Origin of the sequence: Rhodopseudomonas sp. P2A-2r, from assembly GCF_026015985.1 — a bacterium.
Taxonomy (GTDB): domain Bacteria; phylum Pseudomonadota; class Alphaproteobacteria; order Rhizobiales; family Xanthobacteraceae; genus Tardiphaga.
This window is the reverse complement of sequence record NZ_CP110389.1, coordinates 5,220,824-5,238,545: the sequence shown is the minus strand read 5'-3', so window position 1 is coordinate 5,238,545 and position 17,722 is coordinate 5,220,824. Positions and strand designations below refer to the sequence as shown.

Sequence of the window (17,722 nt, the reverse complement as noted above, 5' to 3'; positions counted from 1 at the left end):
GACCATCGTGGGAATCCTGCTGATGTGTTTCGGCGTGACCTGGGGGATGTACAACTGGATCGGCAACGGCATGAATGGCGTCGAGACGCCGGCCGGGACGGTTATGCTGGCGTCGTTGCCTATCATCCTGGGCTCGCAACTCCTGCTGGCCGCAGTGGCCTACGATATCTACAATGTTCCCAGCGAGCCGCTGCAGGGTGGCTCCTGACCAAGCGCTGGCGACTGTTGGAGACTGCAAAGTCGCTACGGCCCGCGCTTCTCGCTCGGCCGGATACGTCAATACAGCGCTGCATTTATACTCTTGCGACAATAGGCGGCTGGGATCGGAATGCCAAGGTGACAACCTTAGACACAAACGATATTGAAATGTCGCCGGCAGGTTTGCTGACCGGGTTGCAAAGCTGAGCTTATGACCGAGAATATTGCATTTTTGACTGGTATCACGGGCCAGGACGGAGCCTATCTGGCAAAGTTCTTGGTCGATAAGGGCTATGCCGTGCACGGCCTGTTACGCCGGAGCGCGTCGGCCGATGTGATCGCGACCCGGCTCAAATGGATCGGCGTCGATGACAAGGTGACGTTGCACGACGGCAATCTGACCGATCTCTCCAGCCTGATCCGGATTCTCAGCGACGTCCGGCCGTCGGAGGTCTACAATCTCGCGGCGCAATCCTTCGTCAAGTCCTCTTGGCAGCAACCGCTGTTGACAGGCCATGTCACCGGACTCGCTGCCGCCAATATGCTGGAAGCGGTTCGTATCATTTGTCCAGAGGCGCGTTTCTATCAGGCCTCTTCCTCGGAAATGTATGGGTTGATCCAGGAACCGATACAATCGGAAACCACGTCATTTTATCCGCGCTCGCCCTATGCCGCGGCAAAACTTTATGCGCACTGGATGACGGTGAACTATCGCGAGAGTTTCGGCATGCATGCCTCCAGTGGTATCCTTTTCAATCATGAATCTCCGCTGCGCGGTATCGAGTTCGTCACTCGCAAGATTACGGCAGCCGTAGCGCAGATCAAGCTCGGAAAGCAGAAGACGCTTTCGCTGGGCAATCTCGATGCCAAGCGCGATTGGGGGCACGCACGCGACTATACTAAGGCCATGTGGCTGATGCTGCAGCAGGACGTTCCGGATGATTACGTTATCGCGACCGGCAGAACGACGTCGGTCCGAGAGTTTTGTTCGCTGGCGTTTTCCCACGTCGGACTTAACATGGATGATCACGTGGTGATTGACCCGAAGTATCTGCGGGCGGCCGAAGTCGATGTGCTGCACGGTGATGCTTCAAAGGCCCATGCGCGCCTTGGCTGGAAGTCCGAAACAACGCTGGAGCAATTGGTCGCGGAGATGGTGGAAGCCGATCTCGCACGATTCAAGCTCCACGAACATCTGTGATCGGCAGAATGTCTTCGCCCCATCGGGTCCTGATCACGGGCGCCGGCGGATTTGTCGGGCCTCATCTGGTCACCGCTCTGCGCCGGGCTTATGGCGGCGCCATTTCAATTCTTGGTACCGGGCTTCAGCAGCGCGATGATCCGCTTTGCGGACGGATCGCCGAACTCGACGTCACCGACCCGCAGGCTGTGCGCGCGGTCGTCGCGCAGTATCAGCCGACCCATGTCGTGAATCTGGCGGCGATCGCTGCCCCCGCGGCCGCCAATGCTGACCCCACCGTCGGCTGGCAAGTTCACCTCGACGCTACCCGCAACATGGCAAATGCCATATTGAGTGCGGTGCCAGAGTGCGTTTTGGTGCATGTCGGGTCAGGTCTTGTCTATGGTGAGAGTGCCGGGTCCGGACTGCCGCTAGACGAAGATACGTTGCTGGCGCCAAGCGATGAATATGGTGCTTCAAAAGCGGCGGCCGATCTGGCACTGGGCGCGCTGGCCAGGAAAGGACTGAAGTGCATTCGGTTTCGTCCTTTCAATCATACAGGGCCGGGACAGACCGAAGCGTTTGTCATTCCCGCATTTGCCATGCAGATCGCGCGCATCGAAGCCGGCCTTGCCCCGGCCGTCATGCGGGTGGGAAATCTCGAGTCCCGACGGGACTTCCTCGATGTCCGCGACGTCGCGGGTGCCTACGTCCTGGGCATTCAGCGTAGTGACCGCTTGGAGCCTGGCGTGATCCTCAATGTGGCCTCCGGCATCCCTCGCAAGATATCCGATATTCTGGCGCTCTTATTGTCCGAAACCGAGGCCAGTATTGCGGTGGAGACCGATCCGGAGAGAGCGCAGTCTTCAGGCCTCGCTGTTGTTGTCGGCGACGCCAGCAAGGCGCGCCGGCTACTCGACTGGTGTCCGGCATACGATTTCGAGACAACGGTTCGGGACGTTCTGAACGACTGCCGGTCTCGCTTATTATTGCGAGTGTAAACTACCATAAGATGTAATTTCCGCACCTATGACGTTGATCGGAAACTATGCTGATCCTATAAAGCTTTCGAGAGAGATCCCAATTTTTTGGCAATCGTTCGAGTAAAGGATTTCGCGTGTCAGGTAATTTGATTTCGCCGTGTTCATTCTGGCTTCCCGAACGTTCAAGTGTGGGTTCCGGTTGGGCCCAGCACGCCCCCTTCGCCTTCTGGTTAATCGACGCCTATCGACCAAAAACGATCGTGGAACTCGGCACCCACAAAGGATATTCGTTCGCTGCCTTTTGCCAAACGGTCAAAAAGCTGAACATCGATACTCAATGCTTTGCCGTGGATACGTGGCAAGGAGACGAGCATGCCGGCCGCTACAGCGACGAAGTGTATGATGAACTCAAGGAATACATAGACAGCCGTTATTCAGGCTTCTCGCATATGATACGATCAACCTTCGACGACGCGCTTCCCAGCTTCGCAGATGGATCGATCGATCTCTTACACATCGATGGGCGCCACTATTTCGAAGATGTTAGTCACGACTTCCAGTCGTGGATTCCGAAGCTGAAACCCAATGCGGTGGTGCTGTTTCATGACACCAATGTCCACGAACGTGGCTTTGGCGTCCACAAGCTTTGGGCAGAGATGGTGCAGAAGTATCCGCATTTTGAATTCCTGCACGGCAACGGTCTTGGCGTGCTGGGAATGGGCAATGAGTTTCCGCCGGCCGTCCGCGATTTATTCGATGCCGCCAGCAGCCCGGCCGCAGATGTTATCCGCGATAGTTACAGCCGGCTTGGCGCTGCCGCGTCGGACCATTTCGAGATGACCGTTGTCACGGTTGCCGAAGCGAAAGCGCAAAGGCTGGAAATACTTCTCCAGGAGGCGTCCAAGCGGGCGGCTGAAGGAGGAGAACGGGAAGCCCACGCCGCAAGAGTCATCGAGACGCTTACGGCCCGGGCCGATGCCGCCGAGCATGCGCTTCGAGTTGTGCAGGGCAGCATCGCGGTGCAGAATCGTATCCCGATTGCGCGGCGTCGCTATGCGATTTCCCCTCGTCGCAAAAGCGCTCCGTTGGATAATGCTATCAGCTTGGCGGGTGCTCACGGCGTTGCGCCGGCCAGCTCGTGCTACGCTGCGTGGTGGCCAGTCTGACGTTTTGATTGAATCTGGAAAAACCTACTCGTCCGCAGATGCCGCGGCCATCCGAGTTCCGAGCGCGCCGGAGCCCGTGGTGTCGATCATCATCTCCACCTATGGCCAGGCAGATCTGACACTGGCCTGTCTCGCGTCGATTGCAGAATATCGACCACGCGATCCGATCGAAGTCCTAGTTATCGACGATGCTTTTCCGGATGAAGTGGAGCCATCCCGGCTCAAACCCGTGAGCGGAATTCAACTTTCACGCAACGAAACGAATCTCGGCTTTCTGCTCAGCTGCAACCGCGCCGCCGAGAGAGCCAAGGGAAAATATCTATACTTTCTGAACAACGATACGGAATTGCGCCCAAACACTATCGATGCCTTGGTCGATCGGCTGGAATCAAGCGCCCACGTCGGCTTGGTTGGCTCAAAGCTGCTATTCCCCGATGGAAAGCTGCAGGAAGCCGGTGGAATCATGTGGAAGGATGGATCTGGATGGAATTATGGCCGCGGTCAGGATCCCGCGGCGCCAGAGTTCAACTATGTCCGCGAAGTCGATTACTGCTCCGGTGCGTCGATAATTGTCCGCCGTGATTTGTTCGCCGAACTGGGCGGTTTCGATGAATCATTTGTTCCCGCCTATTACGAGGACGTCGATCTGGCTTTCCGGATTCGCGCCCGCGGATTGAAGGTGCTTTACGAGCCGCAGTCGGTGGTCATCCACCACGAAGGCATGTCGCATGGCACCGACCTTCAGCAGGGCGTAAAGGCTCACCAGGTCGTCAATCAGGCGCGAATGGTGGAGCGTTGGGGCGCCGATCTCACGCGCAATAATTTTGCCAATGGCGAGCGAGTGATCCGAGCCAAGGACCGGGCAGCCACGCGCAAGCTCATGTTGGTCATCGACCACTATATTCCGCAACCCGATCAGGATGCGGGCTCACGCAGCATCGTCGGAATTATCGACAGTCTGGTAGATGCGGGCTGGCTGGTGAAGTTTTGGCCGCACAGCCGCGGTTACGACGAGACATATACGCCGTTGCTCGAAAAGCGGGGCATCGAGGTGCTGGATAGCCGTTCGCCCGGCGACCTCACGAGCTGGATGAGGAAGTACGGCGAAGAACTGGACCACATTCTTGTCGTTCGTCCGGATGTCGCCGCCTACGCCATCCCTTGCTTGCTGGGAAACACCGACGCGGTTCGGAGTTTCTACGGCGTCGATTTGCACTTCGCTCGCATGCGTCGTCAGGCCAAGCTGGACGGAAGTCGTGATGGCGAGATCGCGGCGAATAGAATGGAGCGGCTCGAACGCCACGTCTGGCGCAGCTTCGACATCGTCATCTATCCGTCGGAAGAAGAGGCCGCCGTAGTGCGTCAGATGTCACCGGGCACGGTCGCGTGCGGGATCGTGCCCTTCTCCTTCGACCAGCATCCGCTGCGGCTGGTGCCTCCTATAGAGCGAACCCTCCTGTTCGTGGCTGGCTTCGCCCACGCGCCAAACGTCGATGCTGCCAGGTTCTTGGTTGATCAGATACTCCCTGCGCTCGAGCGTAAGGTCGGTTCCGTTAAGGTCATTCTGGCTGGCTCGCGTCCGACAGCTGAAGTCCGGGCTCTGTCGGCGTCGAACGTGGAAGTTACTGGCTATATTTCCGAGGCCGCGCTGGAAGATCTCTATCGAAAGTGCCGTGTTGCGGTGGCTCCGCTTCGATTTGGCGCCGGCGTCAAAGGCAAGGTGATCGAGGCGCTTAGCCGCGGCCTGCCGATGGTGACCACGTCAATCGGCGCGCAGGGCATACCGGGCCTTGCGGACATTGTCCCGGTTCACGACGATGTCGCCCGCCAGGCTGAGGCCTTGGCTATCCTGTTGACGGACGCCTCGGCTTGGATTGCCCAGTCCGCCACCCAGCAGGCATTCGCACAGGAATTCTACTCTCGCGAAAGCATGGCACGATCCGTTCTCTCGGCGCTTGGCCACGGCAAGAACGAGCGGCCGGCCCCCTGATCCCGAAATGCCGGAGCAGCCGTCCGCCAGATACTGGCGGGCGACCGCTAACGATTGGGCTTGCGGTGATTCTTAAGGGCGAGCCTCCAATGCGTAAACGGCGAGCCATCCGACGCGCGTGATCAAGCGTGCCCTGTTCTGCATGTAGGCATCGGCAATCTTTTCCAACGGCGTAACCCCTGTAGCGTTGACGATGACATGGGACGGCGCGATGCGATCGATCAGTTTCTTCAAATCCTGTTCATCCTTCACGGCGGCGAAATCGGCGGCATAGCGCGAATTGTGCCAAGTACTGTAAATGGCAGTGCCGGTCAGCAACGCACCGAATGGATTACTGACATAGAGGACCCGTGACGTGGAGCCGGCTTGTTCGTTGATAATGCGGTTGGCGATGCGATCAGGTACCTGAAAAAACTCAAGTTGACGTCGCGCATTCTCGTCGCAACAGGCTGTCAGGTCGGAGATGCCAAGCACGCCTGCGCCAGCCGGCATTTTGTAGAAGTTAAGCCCAACGATGGCGGCAACGAGGCAGGCGAGGGGGACCGGCATGAAGCGAACTTTACGAATGTGCTCGATCGCCAGCGCAACGGGCACCATCAACAACGGTACGAAGATCAGCAGATAACGCACATATTGAATCTGCGAGGCAAAGGCGATTACGAAGAACAGGCCGAGGCCGCCGCAAAACAGCACCACCCGGTTGCGTCCCACCAGCGCCGCGGCAAAGCCGGCGGCCAGAAACACAAACAGCGTGAAGCCGAGCGCGCCGTTATACGCCTCCACAAAATTACCAGTGGCAAACGTCGCATCGTAGGGAAACGTCACCGAGAACTTGCCTATCCAGCGTCCGTCGACAAAGTTGACCAGCGGAAAGAACGGCGACTTGAAAAATTGATTGTAGAACGGGAACACCGGGTTTCCCGTCTTCAGCCATGCGTAGTAATACGGCCATAGCGCAACGGTGCCGATGGCGAGCGTGATGGCCACGATGGTCATGAGCGACCGCGGCGTCCTTCTGCCGCGCAAGCAGAGCGCGAGGCTGATCGCTCCGATCACGACCGCGGCGATCGCGCCGTGCAGTTTGACCATGGTGGCGCCGGCGAGCAGCAGCATGATCGCCAGATGATCGCGCCCCAAGAGTCGAAACCGGGCGACGACCACGGCCAGGACGGCGGTCGTCAGGAATAGTGCCACCGTGTTCTCGACAAACAGCGTCGATGATTCGATGAAAGTCATCGGGATCGAGACCAGCAGTGCAATCGTCCAGGCCGATATCGAACGGGAACAGAACCGGGAGATGATTTGGAACGTCGCTACGCAGGTAAAAAAGAATGAGGCAAAGTTCAGCAGTCGCGCCGCGGTTTCGCCCTGCAGTATGAACATGTCGGCATAGAGCATGTCGGCGGCGTTCGGCATGAACGAAAAGGCGTTGCCGGGATCGTAGCTCCAGGCGCGATGCGCCGACATGTAAGACGGAATATACAGGTGCGACAGCAGCGCGTCGAAGAAGCGATCTGGTAACGCGACCATCGCCAGATGCATTGACAGGATCACGACGCAAACCACCAGACCCGCGTTCCGAACGACGTCTCCGTAGCCAGGTTTCACCGGCGGGCCGAATGCTCCGGCCAACGACAACCGAAGCTGACTGCGAATCGCAGGCATCGTGGCGGCCAGCAAAATCGGCAATCCCAGTACGGCCGCGTGGGTCGCAGCCATGTTGACGGGGATCGATGCGACCACTGTTAACAGCATCGCGTAGATCGACCAGCCCGTTACTACAGCAATCACGGCATCGGCCGGATCCCGGCGGGTTCTGAAGCGCTGCAAGATGACCATGCCGAGGCACCACGACGACAGCAGGAAGAACAGCACGACGGAGGTCGCGGCCGGTCCGCACACCATCATGGTGAATGCCAGCAGCAACAGGGCCAGGACGGTTTCAGCCTTGCGCCGGAATCTGGCCGCGGCAAAGCAGGCGGCGGTCGCAAGCATGCCGACACCCGCGAACAGATACTTCGTCTGGTCAACCAGAAGTTTTTGCCAGAGGGACTCGGCGAGCAGGTTGGATTGAACGAGTCCGAAGATGCCGAGCGCGACGCAGGCCATGAGGACGAGGGTAGGAATGTCGCGGACCATGCTTGCCCGGTTCGGTGCGAGCATTGACGGTGCGGCGGAGGGGGCGGCGATGTCGTAGACGGCGTCGCCTTCGCGGCAGGCTTGGCTGCCACACCGTCCGTCGCGGCGACCGCCGGGCCCGGACGCCGGGCCAGGATCGGCAGGCTCCACGGGTGTTTGTGCAGGATTCCCCATTCCGGCACGTCCTGGTCGAAGAACTGGATATCGACGAAACCTGCATCGTCGAGATGGCGTTGCAGCGCGGCGCGGCTATACACGCGCATTTCCAGCGTCGTGCCTGGGCCGCCATGAAACACCAGGTTTTCATGAAGAGTATGCCGGCCATCCCGGCTGCGGTTGACCATTACAAAGTCATCGTCAAACCGAACGATCTCGAAATTGTGCAGTTCCGGGAAATGCTCTCTGGTTTGTTCTTCGTTGGTGAACGGAACGGTCAGGATCAGCACGCCGCCGGGCTTGAGGACGTCGAGCGCATGCTGAAAAGCGATCTGTGCCGGCGGTGGCACGTGCTCGAAGACCTCGGTGGAAATCAGGAAGTCGCAGCTCGCATCGCGATCGCCCACCGGCTTGCAAATGTCGAAGAACGGCTCCTGGTGATAGTAGGTGTTGGTATAGTCGAGTTTGTCGGCCAGCGGCACGGCGTAGCCGTCCCAATCGGAAAGCCCGACGCCGGTGATCTGTGGGCTCACCGGAAAGTCCGGCAGCGCCATCGACCTGCCGAACAGGCTGAGGCTGAGCAGATGAACAATGCTGCGGAAGCGGACTGAAGATCCGCACTTTGGACAGGACGAGACTTCCCGGTCGATGGTCTCGATCGCGATCCCCTTGGCCATGTGCCCGCAGACGTTACACCTAAAGTCCATTCTATCTCCGGCCGTCATTTGGCATCGCTGTCGTTGTGTATGGTGGCTACACCGCATGAATTACGCAACGCGGTCAATATCCTACTGTGCGCCCAGCGAGATGACGCGCGATACGGTCGGCGTTTGCCATGATGGTCAGAGTGTGGGATTTGGCCGGCAGGCTTGGGAGACTGGCGCCGTCGATGGAGAACACGCCAGGCATGCCGGCGATTTCCCCGAACGCGTCGGATTGTCCGGGTTCAGGTCGGGCCTTCATTGGTAGTGAGCCCGCATAATGCACGTCCGTGCCGGGGGACTCAGGATGCACGCGCCGGGCGGCACGACGCCGCCGACGGCCCACATCGCCTTGCCGAGGCTTTGGCTAACCGTCTGGAACGCGGTATCGAGGTCGGCGGAGAACCTGCCTCGGACATGCAGGCTGCGGTCTTCCGCGATGGTAAGCTGGTGCTCGGACAGCGAGCCGGGAAAGAACACGTTGCCAACCACGCACGACGGGAGCAAGTGCCGCATGACGTCGATGCCGTACCGTTTCGCCAGCGGTAGAAAATCGAGGAATTCGCTGACCGGAAGTCCTTGCGTGGAGAACAGCCCTGCATAGGCGATATCCTCGCCTTCATTGGAGGTGAACGCCATCGCCAATTGCGAACTGGCAAAGCCGTCCTGCTGCGAGGCGCCTAGCGCAGCGGGGATCCACGCCAGAAAGGCAGCGGTGGGGTTGGAAAAGAACTGCACGGGTTTGCCGACCAGGTCGAGATGGTCCAGCACGAAGCGGGCGCTGGCGATGCAGCCCGCGGCGAGGAGGATGGTCTTACTGCGGACTTCGAACGCCGCACCAGACAGTCGGTCATGAACATGCACGATCCACTCGTCGCCCTGCTTGGCAAGGCGGTCGGCGACCGTGCCACCCAGGTGCCGGAGAGTCGGTTTGCCCTTTAGCTCGGCCATATCGAAGCGGGCATTGTAGAGGGCCTCACGGGAGCAGCCCCAGAGACAATTGCTGGAAAGGTCGCAAGCCTTCCGCCCGGCCAGATCATCGGCGAGTGCTGCCATTCGTGGGCGGCCCATCCGGATGTTGAGCTGCCGGAATTTGGCGCGACGGCCCTCATAGCGAGCGAGAATGCCGCTGTGCAATAGATCGAGCGCGATAGGCCGCTGGGCCCATTCATCAAGGCCGAAGAAGTCGCTGAGGTCGTCGTCGTTGCGCCCGCTAACGCCAATGCGTCGTGCTACACGCTCATAGGATGGCAGCATCTCGTGGGCAGGAAATGGAAACGCGGCGAGATCATTGCCGCTGAAACGCGAGACGCCGCAGCCCCACGCGTTGGAAAGGCCACCCGTCGCAAGCGAACCGATCGCCGTAAAATTGTCGGTGTGGATGCGATTTTCATGTAGAAAATCCGAGAATACACCGGCTAGTGCCGGGACGCGGAATTTCGGCGATGAAAGCGCGCGCGCTTTCATCGCATGAAAATCGTCGCCTAGCATCCAGCGCCACTGGTCCGGATCGGCTCGGCGCGTTTCCGAATAGCTCGCGGTCGGCACAATCGCTGAACTGGCGAGGTCGCCGTCGATCATCAGCACGCGCAGGCCGCGATCCAGCAGCGGAAAGGCGGCTGACACGCCGGCCGGACCCGAACCGATAATGATGGCGTCGTAGCTTTCCGTCATTGCGGATGCCGCTCAGCGGCCTTGAGCGCGGCCGACAGCGGCAGTGCCAGCGCCAGGCACGCGATTCGGATGACGCTGTCCTGCGCCACCGCCCAAGCCAACCCGAAGAGCGCCGCGATGGGGTGCATTGCGTGATCGGACATGAAACGCTGCGCGCCCAGCGGCGACGCCTCTGCGATTAGGATGGCGCAGGATAGCCGGGATCTGAATTTCGAATTCTTCTGATTGCCGGCCGCCCGCTCGTAGGCGGCGAGCAACATGGGAAATCGTTCGACAACTGCAGGAAATCTGAGCGGCTCGTCGGCTCCGTATAGCGCGTCGATCGCATGGACGTAGCGGCGCAGCATCGAGGAGGGCGGTACCTGCCGGAGAACATAGGTCAGCAAGGCTTTTGCTTCGCGCAACTGGCGTCGCCGGCGACCGCAGCCGCTGCGGTGCATGCCGTCGTCAAGGCTGCGGAGTTCTGATCCCGAGTTTTTGCAGATCCGCGGCCGTGCGCATCTCATTCATAGCATATAGCGACCGGATGCGGCCGAGATCGGGCGTACCCGGGACGGCGGCTGCGATGGGGGCGATCAGGGACAGCACGAAGGCTGGAAACGGCACGAAAATCCTAGGCCTCCGCATGCGGTCGCTGGCCACGATGCGCAGGAAACGGGTGAAGCTGACGGCGTTGTCCTGCGCCAGGCTGATGACGCCGGCGCTGCGTTGCTCGACCGTCTGGACGAGGCCTGCGGCGAGATCGTTGACGTGAATGGGCTGTACCACGGGCGCCGGCAGAAACGACGGCAGCACGGGCAGGGTTTTCACCAGCCCGGATAGCTGGCCGAACAGCCCTCGCGCTTCGCCGCCATAGACGAGGCCGGGCCGCACGATGCAGCCGGATGCTTCCAAGACGATTTGCTCGATGTACCACTTCGCGCGCCCATAGTCGGTCGCCGCGTCAGGAGCGGCCGTCTGGCTCGACACGAAGACCAGCGGCAGGCCGTATTCACGGGCCGCGCCAACGATCCGGATCGCTGCCTTCATTTCCATGTCGATATCCGCACGGCTTCCAGCGTGGGTATCTGCGGCGAGATGCAGGATCGCGACGCATCCGGGCGGGATGCCGAGAGCACCCTCATCCTTCAGGTCGTAGTGTTGAAATCCAACGCCGGGAACATCCAGGGGCCGGCGGCCGAAGGCGACGACGCCATACCCCCTAGACAGGGCTGCCTGAACGGTGGCCCGGCCAATATACCCGGTCGCCCCGGTGAGCGCGATGCCGCCCTTCCGGGGCGACGCTTGAACGGTCATCTTCACTGGTTTCCGCGTTGGCCGGATGCGCTTAGCACAGCAATGAGCCAAACGGGCGCACAATCTTGCGGACCCTGGTCGGCCCAGCCGTCTCAGTCATAGACGCTGAATGCTTCCTCGTCCGACCAAAGCTGTTCCGACGCCAGTCGGAGTGCGGCACTCTTCTCGGCGGTCACGCCACGGACGGCGGCAGCGAGCCTGGCTGCGCTGCCGGGCAGGTCGTTGCGGTCAATGGCGACAACAAGCCCTCGTTCTGCCAGATCCCTGCAGCCGGGCCCCTCGAGGGTGGTCGCTACAAGCTTTCCGGCGAGAAGTGCCTCGCGGATCACCGAATTGGTGTCTTCGCCGATCGACATGCGGATGACGCAGGAAGCGCCTATCAGCCAATCGTCGTAATTGGTGACAGAGCCCGGAAACGCGATGTTGCCGCCGTCGCCCTCCGGATAAGCGATCTTGATCGCATCGACAGCGGGGCCCTCACCGAGAATGGACAGGCACCCGTCACCCTCTAGCAGAGGTTGTATCAATTGGAACAGCGCGACCGCCTCTGCATGTCCTTTCTGAGGAATGCCGCGACCGGCCGACAGGAAGGAGAACCGCGCCGGATAGGTCTTCGGCATGTCGCTATGCCGGCGCGTGACAGGATAGATCTGGTTGCGCAGACGAGACTGACGAAGGCCGAAAGCGGTATATTCGTTCCATACTAGGGCCGAGAGATAAAAACGCCTGTAGCGCCGTGCGAAAGCCCAGAACAACGCTTGGATGGGGAAGGGAAGCTGGTTGCGGCTGCAGTCCAGCCCGGCGCTGACCTTTGGCGAACGCCACAGGAACATCATCGACGAATAGGCAAATGCAGCGAATAGCTTCAGATGGATGGCGCCAAAGCGCCGGCCGTTGTCGCGATAGTAGCGGTAGAAGGCGTAAAACGAACGCGGATCGAGGACAGCGGCGTAACTGTGTCGCCTTTCGGTCAGGAAAATCACCTCGGCCCCGGCCGCGCGCAAGCGTTCCGAATAGAGGTCGTTCTCGAAGATGGAAACGACGGTGACACGGCGGTTGTCGCGTACGAACGTGCAGTAATTCAGGATGAATTCCTGCACGCCGCCGACGCCGAGATGATCGATGATGAAGCAAACGTTTTTTTGCAAGATCCGTCTCCCGACCTGAAAAATTCGTCAGGCAATATGCTAGCGGCTCTGTTGCAAGGTCAGCGCGCACCACAGCGCGCCGCGGTGGTCCCGCTTGCGATCGTGATGTTCCTGCCAAAAGCGGTGCAGCGTGTCGGCATTCAGCATGTGCGGCTGTCCGAGCACCGCTTCGGGCATGTCGCGCAGCCAGCGGGCCAGCGGAATGCCGAAGCCCTTCTTGCGGCGTTCAAGCAGGTTAGTGGGCAGACGTCGTGCCGCCGACTGCCGAAGAACCCACTTTGTGACGTTGCCACGTAGTTTAACCGAGGCGGGCAGACGGCGAGCAAAGTCCGTCACATCGTTATCAAGGAAGGGCGCGCGCACCTCGAGGCTGTTGCGCATCCCGGCGCGGTCGCTCTTTACCATGATATCGTCGGCGAGGTAGAAATTGGTGTAGAATTCAAGTGTCCGGTCGACGAGGCCCGGGCTTGCCGATTTATCCCATGCGCTGATGGCTTCGCTGTAAAGCTCCTCGACATCAACGGGCTGCGACACCAGGTCCGCAATATCGGAAGGCGATGCAGGCCCAAGCCACACCGGGTTCCATAAAGCTGCCCGCAGGCCGAGGCCGCGCAGGCCGCGGTTGAGCTTGAAGTCGAGGCTCATGTTGCGATCCGATGGCGGCATACGCGCGGCCATTGCCGCCACAGCAGCATGCACCGGCCGCGGCACCAAGCGGTGGTAGAGGTCAGCCTTGGCGAGCACCCTGAAGGGGTCGTAGCCCGCGAACAATTCGTCGCCGCCATCGCCCGACAGCGCGACGGTAACGTGACGTTTGGCGAACTTGCACAGTAGGTAGGTCGGCAGGATGGAGCTGTCGCCGAGCGGTTCGTCGATGATCGAGGGAAGGTCGGTCAGTAGCGCCTTGGCGGTTTCGAGATCGCACATCTCGGTGCGGTGGTTCGAGCCGACATGTTCGGCCATCTGCGCGGCATAGACCGACTCGTCGAAGCTTTCCTCGTTGAAACCGATCGCAAAACTTTCGATGCTGGCGGGCGGCCGCAGTTGGGCCGCGTGACTCAGGATCGTACTGCTGTCGAGTCCGCCGGACAGGAAGATGCCGAGCGGCCGGTCGCTGTCGAGCCGCAGCGCCACGGCCTTCGTCAGCAGGCCGTCGAGTTCCTCGGCTAGGCCATCGGGATTACTCACCGGCGCGGGATCGGCCTCGATGGCGAAGCGCCAGTAGCGGTGCTGGTGGGTTTCTTGCGTCCGTATGTCGATTTCAAGCGCGTGGCCTTGCGGCAGCTTGGCGATCGACCTGTACGGCGTCAGCGGCGCCGGGAAGAACCCATAGGCCAGGTATTTGCGAATGGCAGCCGGATCCATCGGCGCGGCGCGATAGCTAGGGTGCGAGAGGATCGCGGAAAGCTCGGAGGCGAAGACGATCCCGCCGGGGCCGCTGCCATAGAACAGCGGCTTTTCGCCGAAACGGTCGCGCGCCAAGATCAGGCGTGAGGTGCGGCGGTCCAGCAGGGCGAAGGCGAACATGCCGTTCAGCCGCCCCAGCAGATCGAGGCCCCATTCTTCCCAACCATGCACCAGCACTTCTGTGTCGCTGTGGTCACTGCGGAAGACGTGGCCGCGCGCCAACAATTCTGTTCGCAGCGCTGCGTGGTTGTAAATCATGCCGTTGAAGACGACGCCGACGCGGCCGTCTTCATTCCACATCGGCTGCCGGCCAAGTTCGATATCAATGACCGCCAATCGACGGTGGCCGAGATAAACAGCCTGATCGCGATCGACGAAGCGGCCTTCGCCGTCCGGCCCGCGATGAGCCAGGGCATCGGTCATCGCCGTGAGAACAGCTTCATCCCCGCGGCCTATGAAGCCGGCGATGCCGCACATTTCAGGCGGCTCCCTTGCCGTCCGCAGGCGCGTCGCCGTTCTGACGGACCACCTTGCGAACCGTATACTGCGTCTTGCCCTGGGACTCGAAATAGATGCGAACGAGAACCTCGGCAATTAAGCCCAGCAGGATGCACATGATACCGGTCATGGTGCCAAACATAACCATTAGCGGCAATGGCGTCTGAATGAAGGAAATATGATTAAAGAACTTGAGAAAAAACGCGTAAATCGTTGCGATGCCGCTCAATCCAAAGAACATTGCTCCCACGCCACCGAAGACGTAGATCGGCTTGGTTTCATATTGGGTTAGGAACTTGACCAGCAGCAGGTCGAGCAGGACTTTGAAGATGCGTTCAAGGCCGTATTTCGAGGTCCCGAACTGGCGCGGGTGATGATCGACCACCATCTCGGTGATCCTGGCGCCCTGCCAGCGTGCGAAGATCGGCACAAAACGGTGCATTTCGCCGTACAGCCGAAAGCCCACGAGCACGTCGCGGCGGTAGGCCTTCAGCGAGCAGCCATAATCGTGCAGGTGAACTCCGGAAATAACCGAGATCAACTTGTTGGCGATCCGGCTCGGCAACACGCGGCGAAGGCTGGCGTCCTGGCGGTTGCGGCGCCAGCCGGAGACTACATCGAAGCCCTCGCCGATCTTGGCAACGAGCCGTGCGATATCCTTGGGATCATTCTGCAGGTCACCGTCCATCGGGACGATGATGTCACCGCGGGCGTGGTCAATGCCGGCCATCAAAGCAGCGGTCTGGCCGAAATTGCGCTGCAGGTCGACGAGCAGGAAGCGATCGGGGAAACGCCGCACCTGTTCCGTCAGCTTCTCGACGGTAGCGTCGCTGCTGCCGTCATTGACGAACACCACCTCCCAGGACCACGGAGCGGTTGCAAGGGCATCGTTCACCTGCCCGCACAGCGCGGCGACGCTTTCGGCCTCGTTATACATGGGGATCACGACGGATATCATCGAGTCGGTCTGCCCTCCATGGCCCTCCGACGGCAGTTCGTCCGTAGTCGCGATAATATCGTGAGAATTGGGCTCTGCTTGCATGATGGAACGCTATTAGAAGACTGATTGGGCGATTGCAAGCATAGTGCGGAAGCCGGTCGGTGACAGGAGGATTGAAATCCGTCTGCTTCGATGCGTTTGGCTAGGAAGTCGTTTCTCACTGGTCTGCAAAACGCTCTGGCTGCGATAAGAGGAGAAGGGTTCCCCCTACGGCTGCCATAACAAGCTGGATGCCAAGCATGGCGAATGACAGGGCCAAAGCCCGTTCGGTCGCGACACCGGAGCTGCTCAGCAGGCCTACGAGCGTGACATCGCGCAGGCCGATCCCGCCGATTGAAATGGGCAGGAGCAACACCAGCGAAACTGCACAGATAACGACGGCCCATGCTGCTAGAGGAAGGTCGATTCCCAGGCACGATCCAAGCCAAGCGCAGTTAACGATCATGATGCCCTGGAACAGAATCCCCATCGCGATCGATGCCAGGAGCGTTCGAGGGCTCGATGAAAATACGCGTATCGCCCGAAGGGTGTTATCTAAGTGACTGCCAAGGCGGGTCGGAACCCACGCGGATAAACGCGCCGCATATGACCCTCTGATCACGACTCCCAGCAAGATAGTCGCGAGCAGGAATAGCATCAAAAATGCCAGCGTTGGCGCGAGCACGGGGTCAAAATGCTCCGCATTCATGGCTAGTCCGAGCAGGCCAAGCGCTAGAAGGGCGACAAGTCCGGTAATCCTGTCGAACAGAACGGCCGCGACAACTCGGTGCACACCGCCCGAACCCGGCGCCAGGTATCCAGCTCTGGCGATGTCCCCGCCGACCTGCCCAAAGAACAAAACGCTGTAGATCTGAGAGATTATACCTATTCGAAGGATTGGCCAGGCCGATTTTTCGGGAAGAAGGATCTTTGTCTTATAGGCTTGGATCAGCAGAACAAGGAAAGATATGACGGTAACGGCGATCGCAGATAGTGGAGGCAACGCGATCAATCTACCGAATGCATCGACGAAATCGACCTTCAGGGCGATCAGCGCAAGGAGACCGATAGTCGTAAAAACCTTGACGATCGGACTGCGGATGAAACGCATTTGTCTTCGCTCGGCATTTGAACTGATAGCGACGTATGGAAGACGGCAAGGTCGGCAGGGTCACGCTTTCCGGCGGAGTACCAGCACGAACGGCGTCTCCCAGTGGAGCTTGATGCCGATGTTGATAAGGAGTTGGTCGAGATGCAGGCGCTTGAGCAGGCGCACGCCTTGCTTGACGGCGCCGACGCCGTTCCAGTCGGAGAACTGCAAGCTGTTGATGCGCTCGCGGAAAATCTCCTGGCCGGTCGATACGATCTCGACTTTGTCTTTGAGAGGCGCCAGCCAGTCCATCAGCTTTCCGTAAGTGATGAACTGCAAGGTATCGGCGAAGTCCGGCGAGCGGCCGCGCATTCGGGCAATGATCTTGAACAGCCATTTGGGTGTGTGTGGAATCATGAAGAAGTTGTAGTGACCTTCCCACCAGGATCCGTAATTGGGGAAGTTGATCACTGCCACGCCGCCCGGCTTCAGAACGCGGCTGATTTCGGACAGCACGGCCTTCGGGTCCTGTGTATGCTCCAGACAGGATACCGAATAGATCGCATCGAAGCTCGCATCTGTGTAAGGCATCGCCTCGCCGATGCCTTCCTCGATCACGGTGCTCGGGATTCCTGCCGTATCCAGAAGGCGTCTTGAAATATCCAGCGTGGCGGCGTAGGGCGGCAAGCCCGGCTCGAGGCCGTGACATTCGCAAATGTTGTTGGAGCGGCAATGGTACACAAAGGTGCCGAAGCCCGAGCCGACTTCAAGGACGCGAGATGTCGGGGTGATTGCCGCAAAGCGGCTCAACTCCCGGACCTGCTCCGCGCTACGCTCGATCGACAGGAACTCGCGCGCAAGCCGATCAATTGGCGTCTTGCAGAATTTCGACGTCTCGGTGTCGTGCAGGAAAGCCTCGATATCCTTGACGAAAATATCCGGAACAGCTGTGGTCATTTTGCGAACTTCCTTCACATCAACAGCGCTCAATAGTCCGGTACGTGCGGCTTGTCGATGCACGGGCAGGATGTTTTCCCGGTGGAGCGCTGTACAAACCGGTCCTGCGTGCTGCGCCCGTGCGCTTTTAAGGCTGGCACCGGACATCCGCCATCTGGCG

General features: G+C 59.8%; 15 protein-coding genes and 1 pseudogene. 5 read left to right on the top strand and 11 right to left on the bottom strand.

Annotated features, from left to right (window positions below):
* Window positions 1–7: 7 nt before the first annotated feature.
* From ONR75_RS25235 to ONR75_RS25215, 5 genes are all read left to right on the top strand, one after another.
* Window positions 8–208 (top strand): hypothetical protein, encoded by a 201-nt coding sequence (locus ONR75_RS25235; protein WP_265079662.1) that lies wholly within the window; start codon window positions 8–10, stop codon window positions 206–208.
* Between the two features lie 201 nt (window positions 209–409).
* Window positions 410–1,399, top strand: coding sequence for a GDP-mannose 4,6-dehydratase (gmd, locus tag ONR75_RS25230; protein WP_265079661.1), 990 nt, complete (start codon window positions 410–412; stop codon window positions 1,397–1,399).
* 8 nt (window positions 1,400–1,407) lie between these two features.
* On the top strand, window positions 1,408–2,379 hold the full coding sequence (locus ONR75_RS25225) for an NAD-dependent epimerase/dehydratase family protein (RefSeq protein WP_265079660.1): 972 nt from the start codon (window positions 1,408–1,410) through the stop codon (window positions 2,377–2,379).
* Between the two features lie 116 nt (window positions 2,380–2,495).
* Window positions 2,496–3,527, top strand: coding sequence for a class I SAM-dependent methyltransferase (locus ONR75_RS25220; RefSeq protein WP_265079659.1), 1,032 nt, complete (start codon window positions 2,496–2,498; stop codon window positions 3,525–3,527).
* Window positions 3,528–3,606: 79 nt separating this feature from the next.
* Window positions 3,607–5,517: a glycosyltransferase gene (locus ONR75_RS25215; protein ID WP_265079658.1), complete on the top strand. Its 1,911-nt coding sequence runs from the start codon at window positions 3,607–3,609 to the stop codon at window positions 5,515–5,517.
* A 72-nt stretch (window positions 5,518–5,589) separates the two neighbouring features.
* On the opposite strand, the gene ONR75_RS25210 is transcribed toward ONR75_RS25215, so the two are convergent.
* The 11 genes and pseudogenes from ONR75_RS25210 to ONR75_RS25165 all read right to left on the bottom strand — a co-directional run bounded on the left by ONR75_RS25210 (window position 5,590) and on the right by ONR75_RS25165 (window position 17,709).
* Window positions 5,590–7,830 (bottom strand): hypothetical protein, encoded by a 2,241-nt coding sequence (locus ONR75_RS25210; protein WP_265079657.1) that lies wholly within the window; start codon window positions 7,828–7,830, stop codon window positions 5,590–5,592.
* 92 nt (window positions 7,831–7,922) lie between these two features.
* A pseudogene (locus ONR75_RS32960) lies at window positions 7,923–8,366 on the bottom strand (class I SAM-dependent methyltransferase); the annotation flags it as partial.
* Window positions 8,367–8,592: 226 nt separating this feature from the next.
* A complete protein-coding gene (locus tag ONR75_RS32955) occupies window positions 8,593–8,775 on the bottom strand; it encodes a hypothetical protein (RefSeq protein ID WP_413776385.1) in 183 nt (60 codons plus the stop codon).
* Window positions 8,772–10,187, bottom strand: coding sequence for an FAD-binding protein (locus tag ONR75_RS25200; protein ID WP_265079655.1), 1,416 nt, complete (start codon window positions 10,185–10,187; stop codon window positions 8,772–8,774). Before ONR75_RS25200 ends, ONR75_RS32955 begins: the two co-directional genes overlap by 4 nt.
* The gene (locus tag ONR75_RS25195) at window positions 10,184–10,591 is read right to left on the bottom strand and encodes a hypothetical protein (protein ID WP_265079654.1); all 408 of its coding nucleotides are present in this window, start codon (window positions 10,589–10,591) and stop codon (window positions 10,184–10,186) included. The genes ONR75_RS25200 and ONR75_RS25195 overlap by 4 nt, the downstream gene beginning before the upstream one ends.
* Window positions 10,592–10,634: 43 nt before the next feature.
* Window positions 10,635–11,483: an NAD-dependent epimerase/dehydratase family protein gene (locus tag ONR75_RS25190; protein WP_265079653.1), complete on the bottom strand. Its 849-nt coding sequence runs from the start codon at window positions 11,481–11,483 to the stop codon at window positions 10,635–10,637.
* Window positions 11,484–11,575: 92 nt separating this feature from the next.
* On the bottom strand, window positions 11,576–12,631 hold the full coding sequence (locus ONR75_RS25185) for a hypothetical protein (RefSeq protein ID WP_265079652.1): 1,056 nt from the start codon (window positions 12,629–12,631) through the stop codon (window positions 11,576–11,578).
* 39 nt (window positions 12,632–12,670) lie between these two features.
* Window positions 12,671–14,515 (bottom strand): asparagine synthase (glutamine-hydrolyzing), encoded by a 1,845-nt coding sequence (gene asnB, locus ONR75_RS25180; RefSeq protein ID WP_265079651.1) that lies wholly within the window; start codon window positions 14,513–14,515, stop codon window positions 12,671–12,673.
* Between the two features lies 1 nt (window position 14,516).
* Window positions 14,517–15,494: a glycosyltransferase family 2 protein gene (locus tag ONR75_RS25175; protein WP_265079650.1), complete on the bottom strand. Its 978-nt coding sequence runs from the start codon at window positions 15,492–15,494 to the stop codon at window positions 14,517–14,519.
* 199 nt (window positions 15,495–15,693) lie between these two features.
* Window positions 15,694–16,626, bottom strand: coding sequence for a lysylphosphatidylglycerol synthase transmembrane domain-containing protein (locus ONR75_RS25170; RefSeq protein WP_265079649.1), 933 nt, complete (start codon window positions 16,624–16,626; stop codon window positions 15,694–15,696).
* Between the two features lie 60 nt (window positions 16,627–16,686).
* The gene (locus tag ONR75_RS25165) at window positions 16,687–17,709 is read right to left on the bottom strand and encodes a class I SAM-dependent methyltransferase (protein WP_265079648.1); all 1,023 of its coding nucleotides are present in this window, start codon (window positions 17,707–17,709) and stop codon (window positions 16,687–16,689) included.
* Between the last annotated feature and the right edge of the window lie 13 nt (window positions 17,710–17,722).

Coding starts and splice junctions, on each gene's coding strand:
- gmd (WP_265079661.1), top strand. CDS start 410: ATGACCGAGAATATTGCATTTTTGACTGGTATCACGGGCCAGGACGGA.
- ONR75_RS25225 (WP_265079660.1), top strand. CDS start 1,408: ATGTCTTCGCCCCATCGGGTCCTGATCACGGGCGCCGGCGGATTTGTC.
- ONR75_RS25210 (WP_265079657.1), bottom strand. CDS start 7,830: ATGGGGAATCCTGCACAAACACCCGTGGAGCCTGCCGATCCTGGCCCG.
- ONR75_RS32955 (WP_413776385.1), bottom strand. CDS start 8,775: ATGAAGGCCCGACCTGAACCCGGACAATCCGACGCGTTCGGGGAAATC.
- ONR75_RS25200 (WP_265079655.1), bottom strand. CDS start 10,187: ATGACGGAAAGCTACGACGCCATCATTATCGGTTCGGGTCCGGCCGGC.
- ONR75_RS25190 (WP_265079653.1), bottom strand. CDS start 11,483: ATGACCGTTCAAGCGTCGCCCCGGAAGGGCGGCATCGCGCTCACCGGG.
- asnB (WP_265079651.1), bottom strand. CDS start 14,515: ATGTGCGGCATCGCCGGCTTCATAGGCCGCGGGGATGAAGCTGTTCTC.
- ONR75_RS25175 (WP_265079650.1), bottom strand. CDS start 15,494: ATGATATCCGTCGTGATCCCCATGTATAACGAGGCCGAAAGCGTCGCC.
- ONR75_RS25170 (WP_265079649.1), bottom strand. CDS start 16,626: ATGCGTTTCATCCGCAGTCCGATCGTCAAGGTTTTTACGACTATCGGT.
- ONR75_RS25165 (WP_265079648.1), bottom strand. CDS start 17,709: ATGTCCGGTGCCAGCCTTAAAAGCGCACGGGCGCAGCACGCAGGACCG.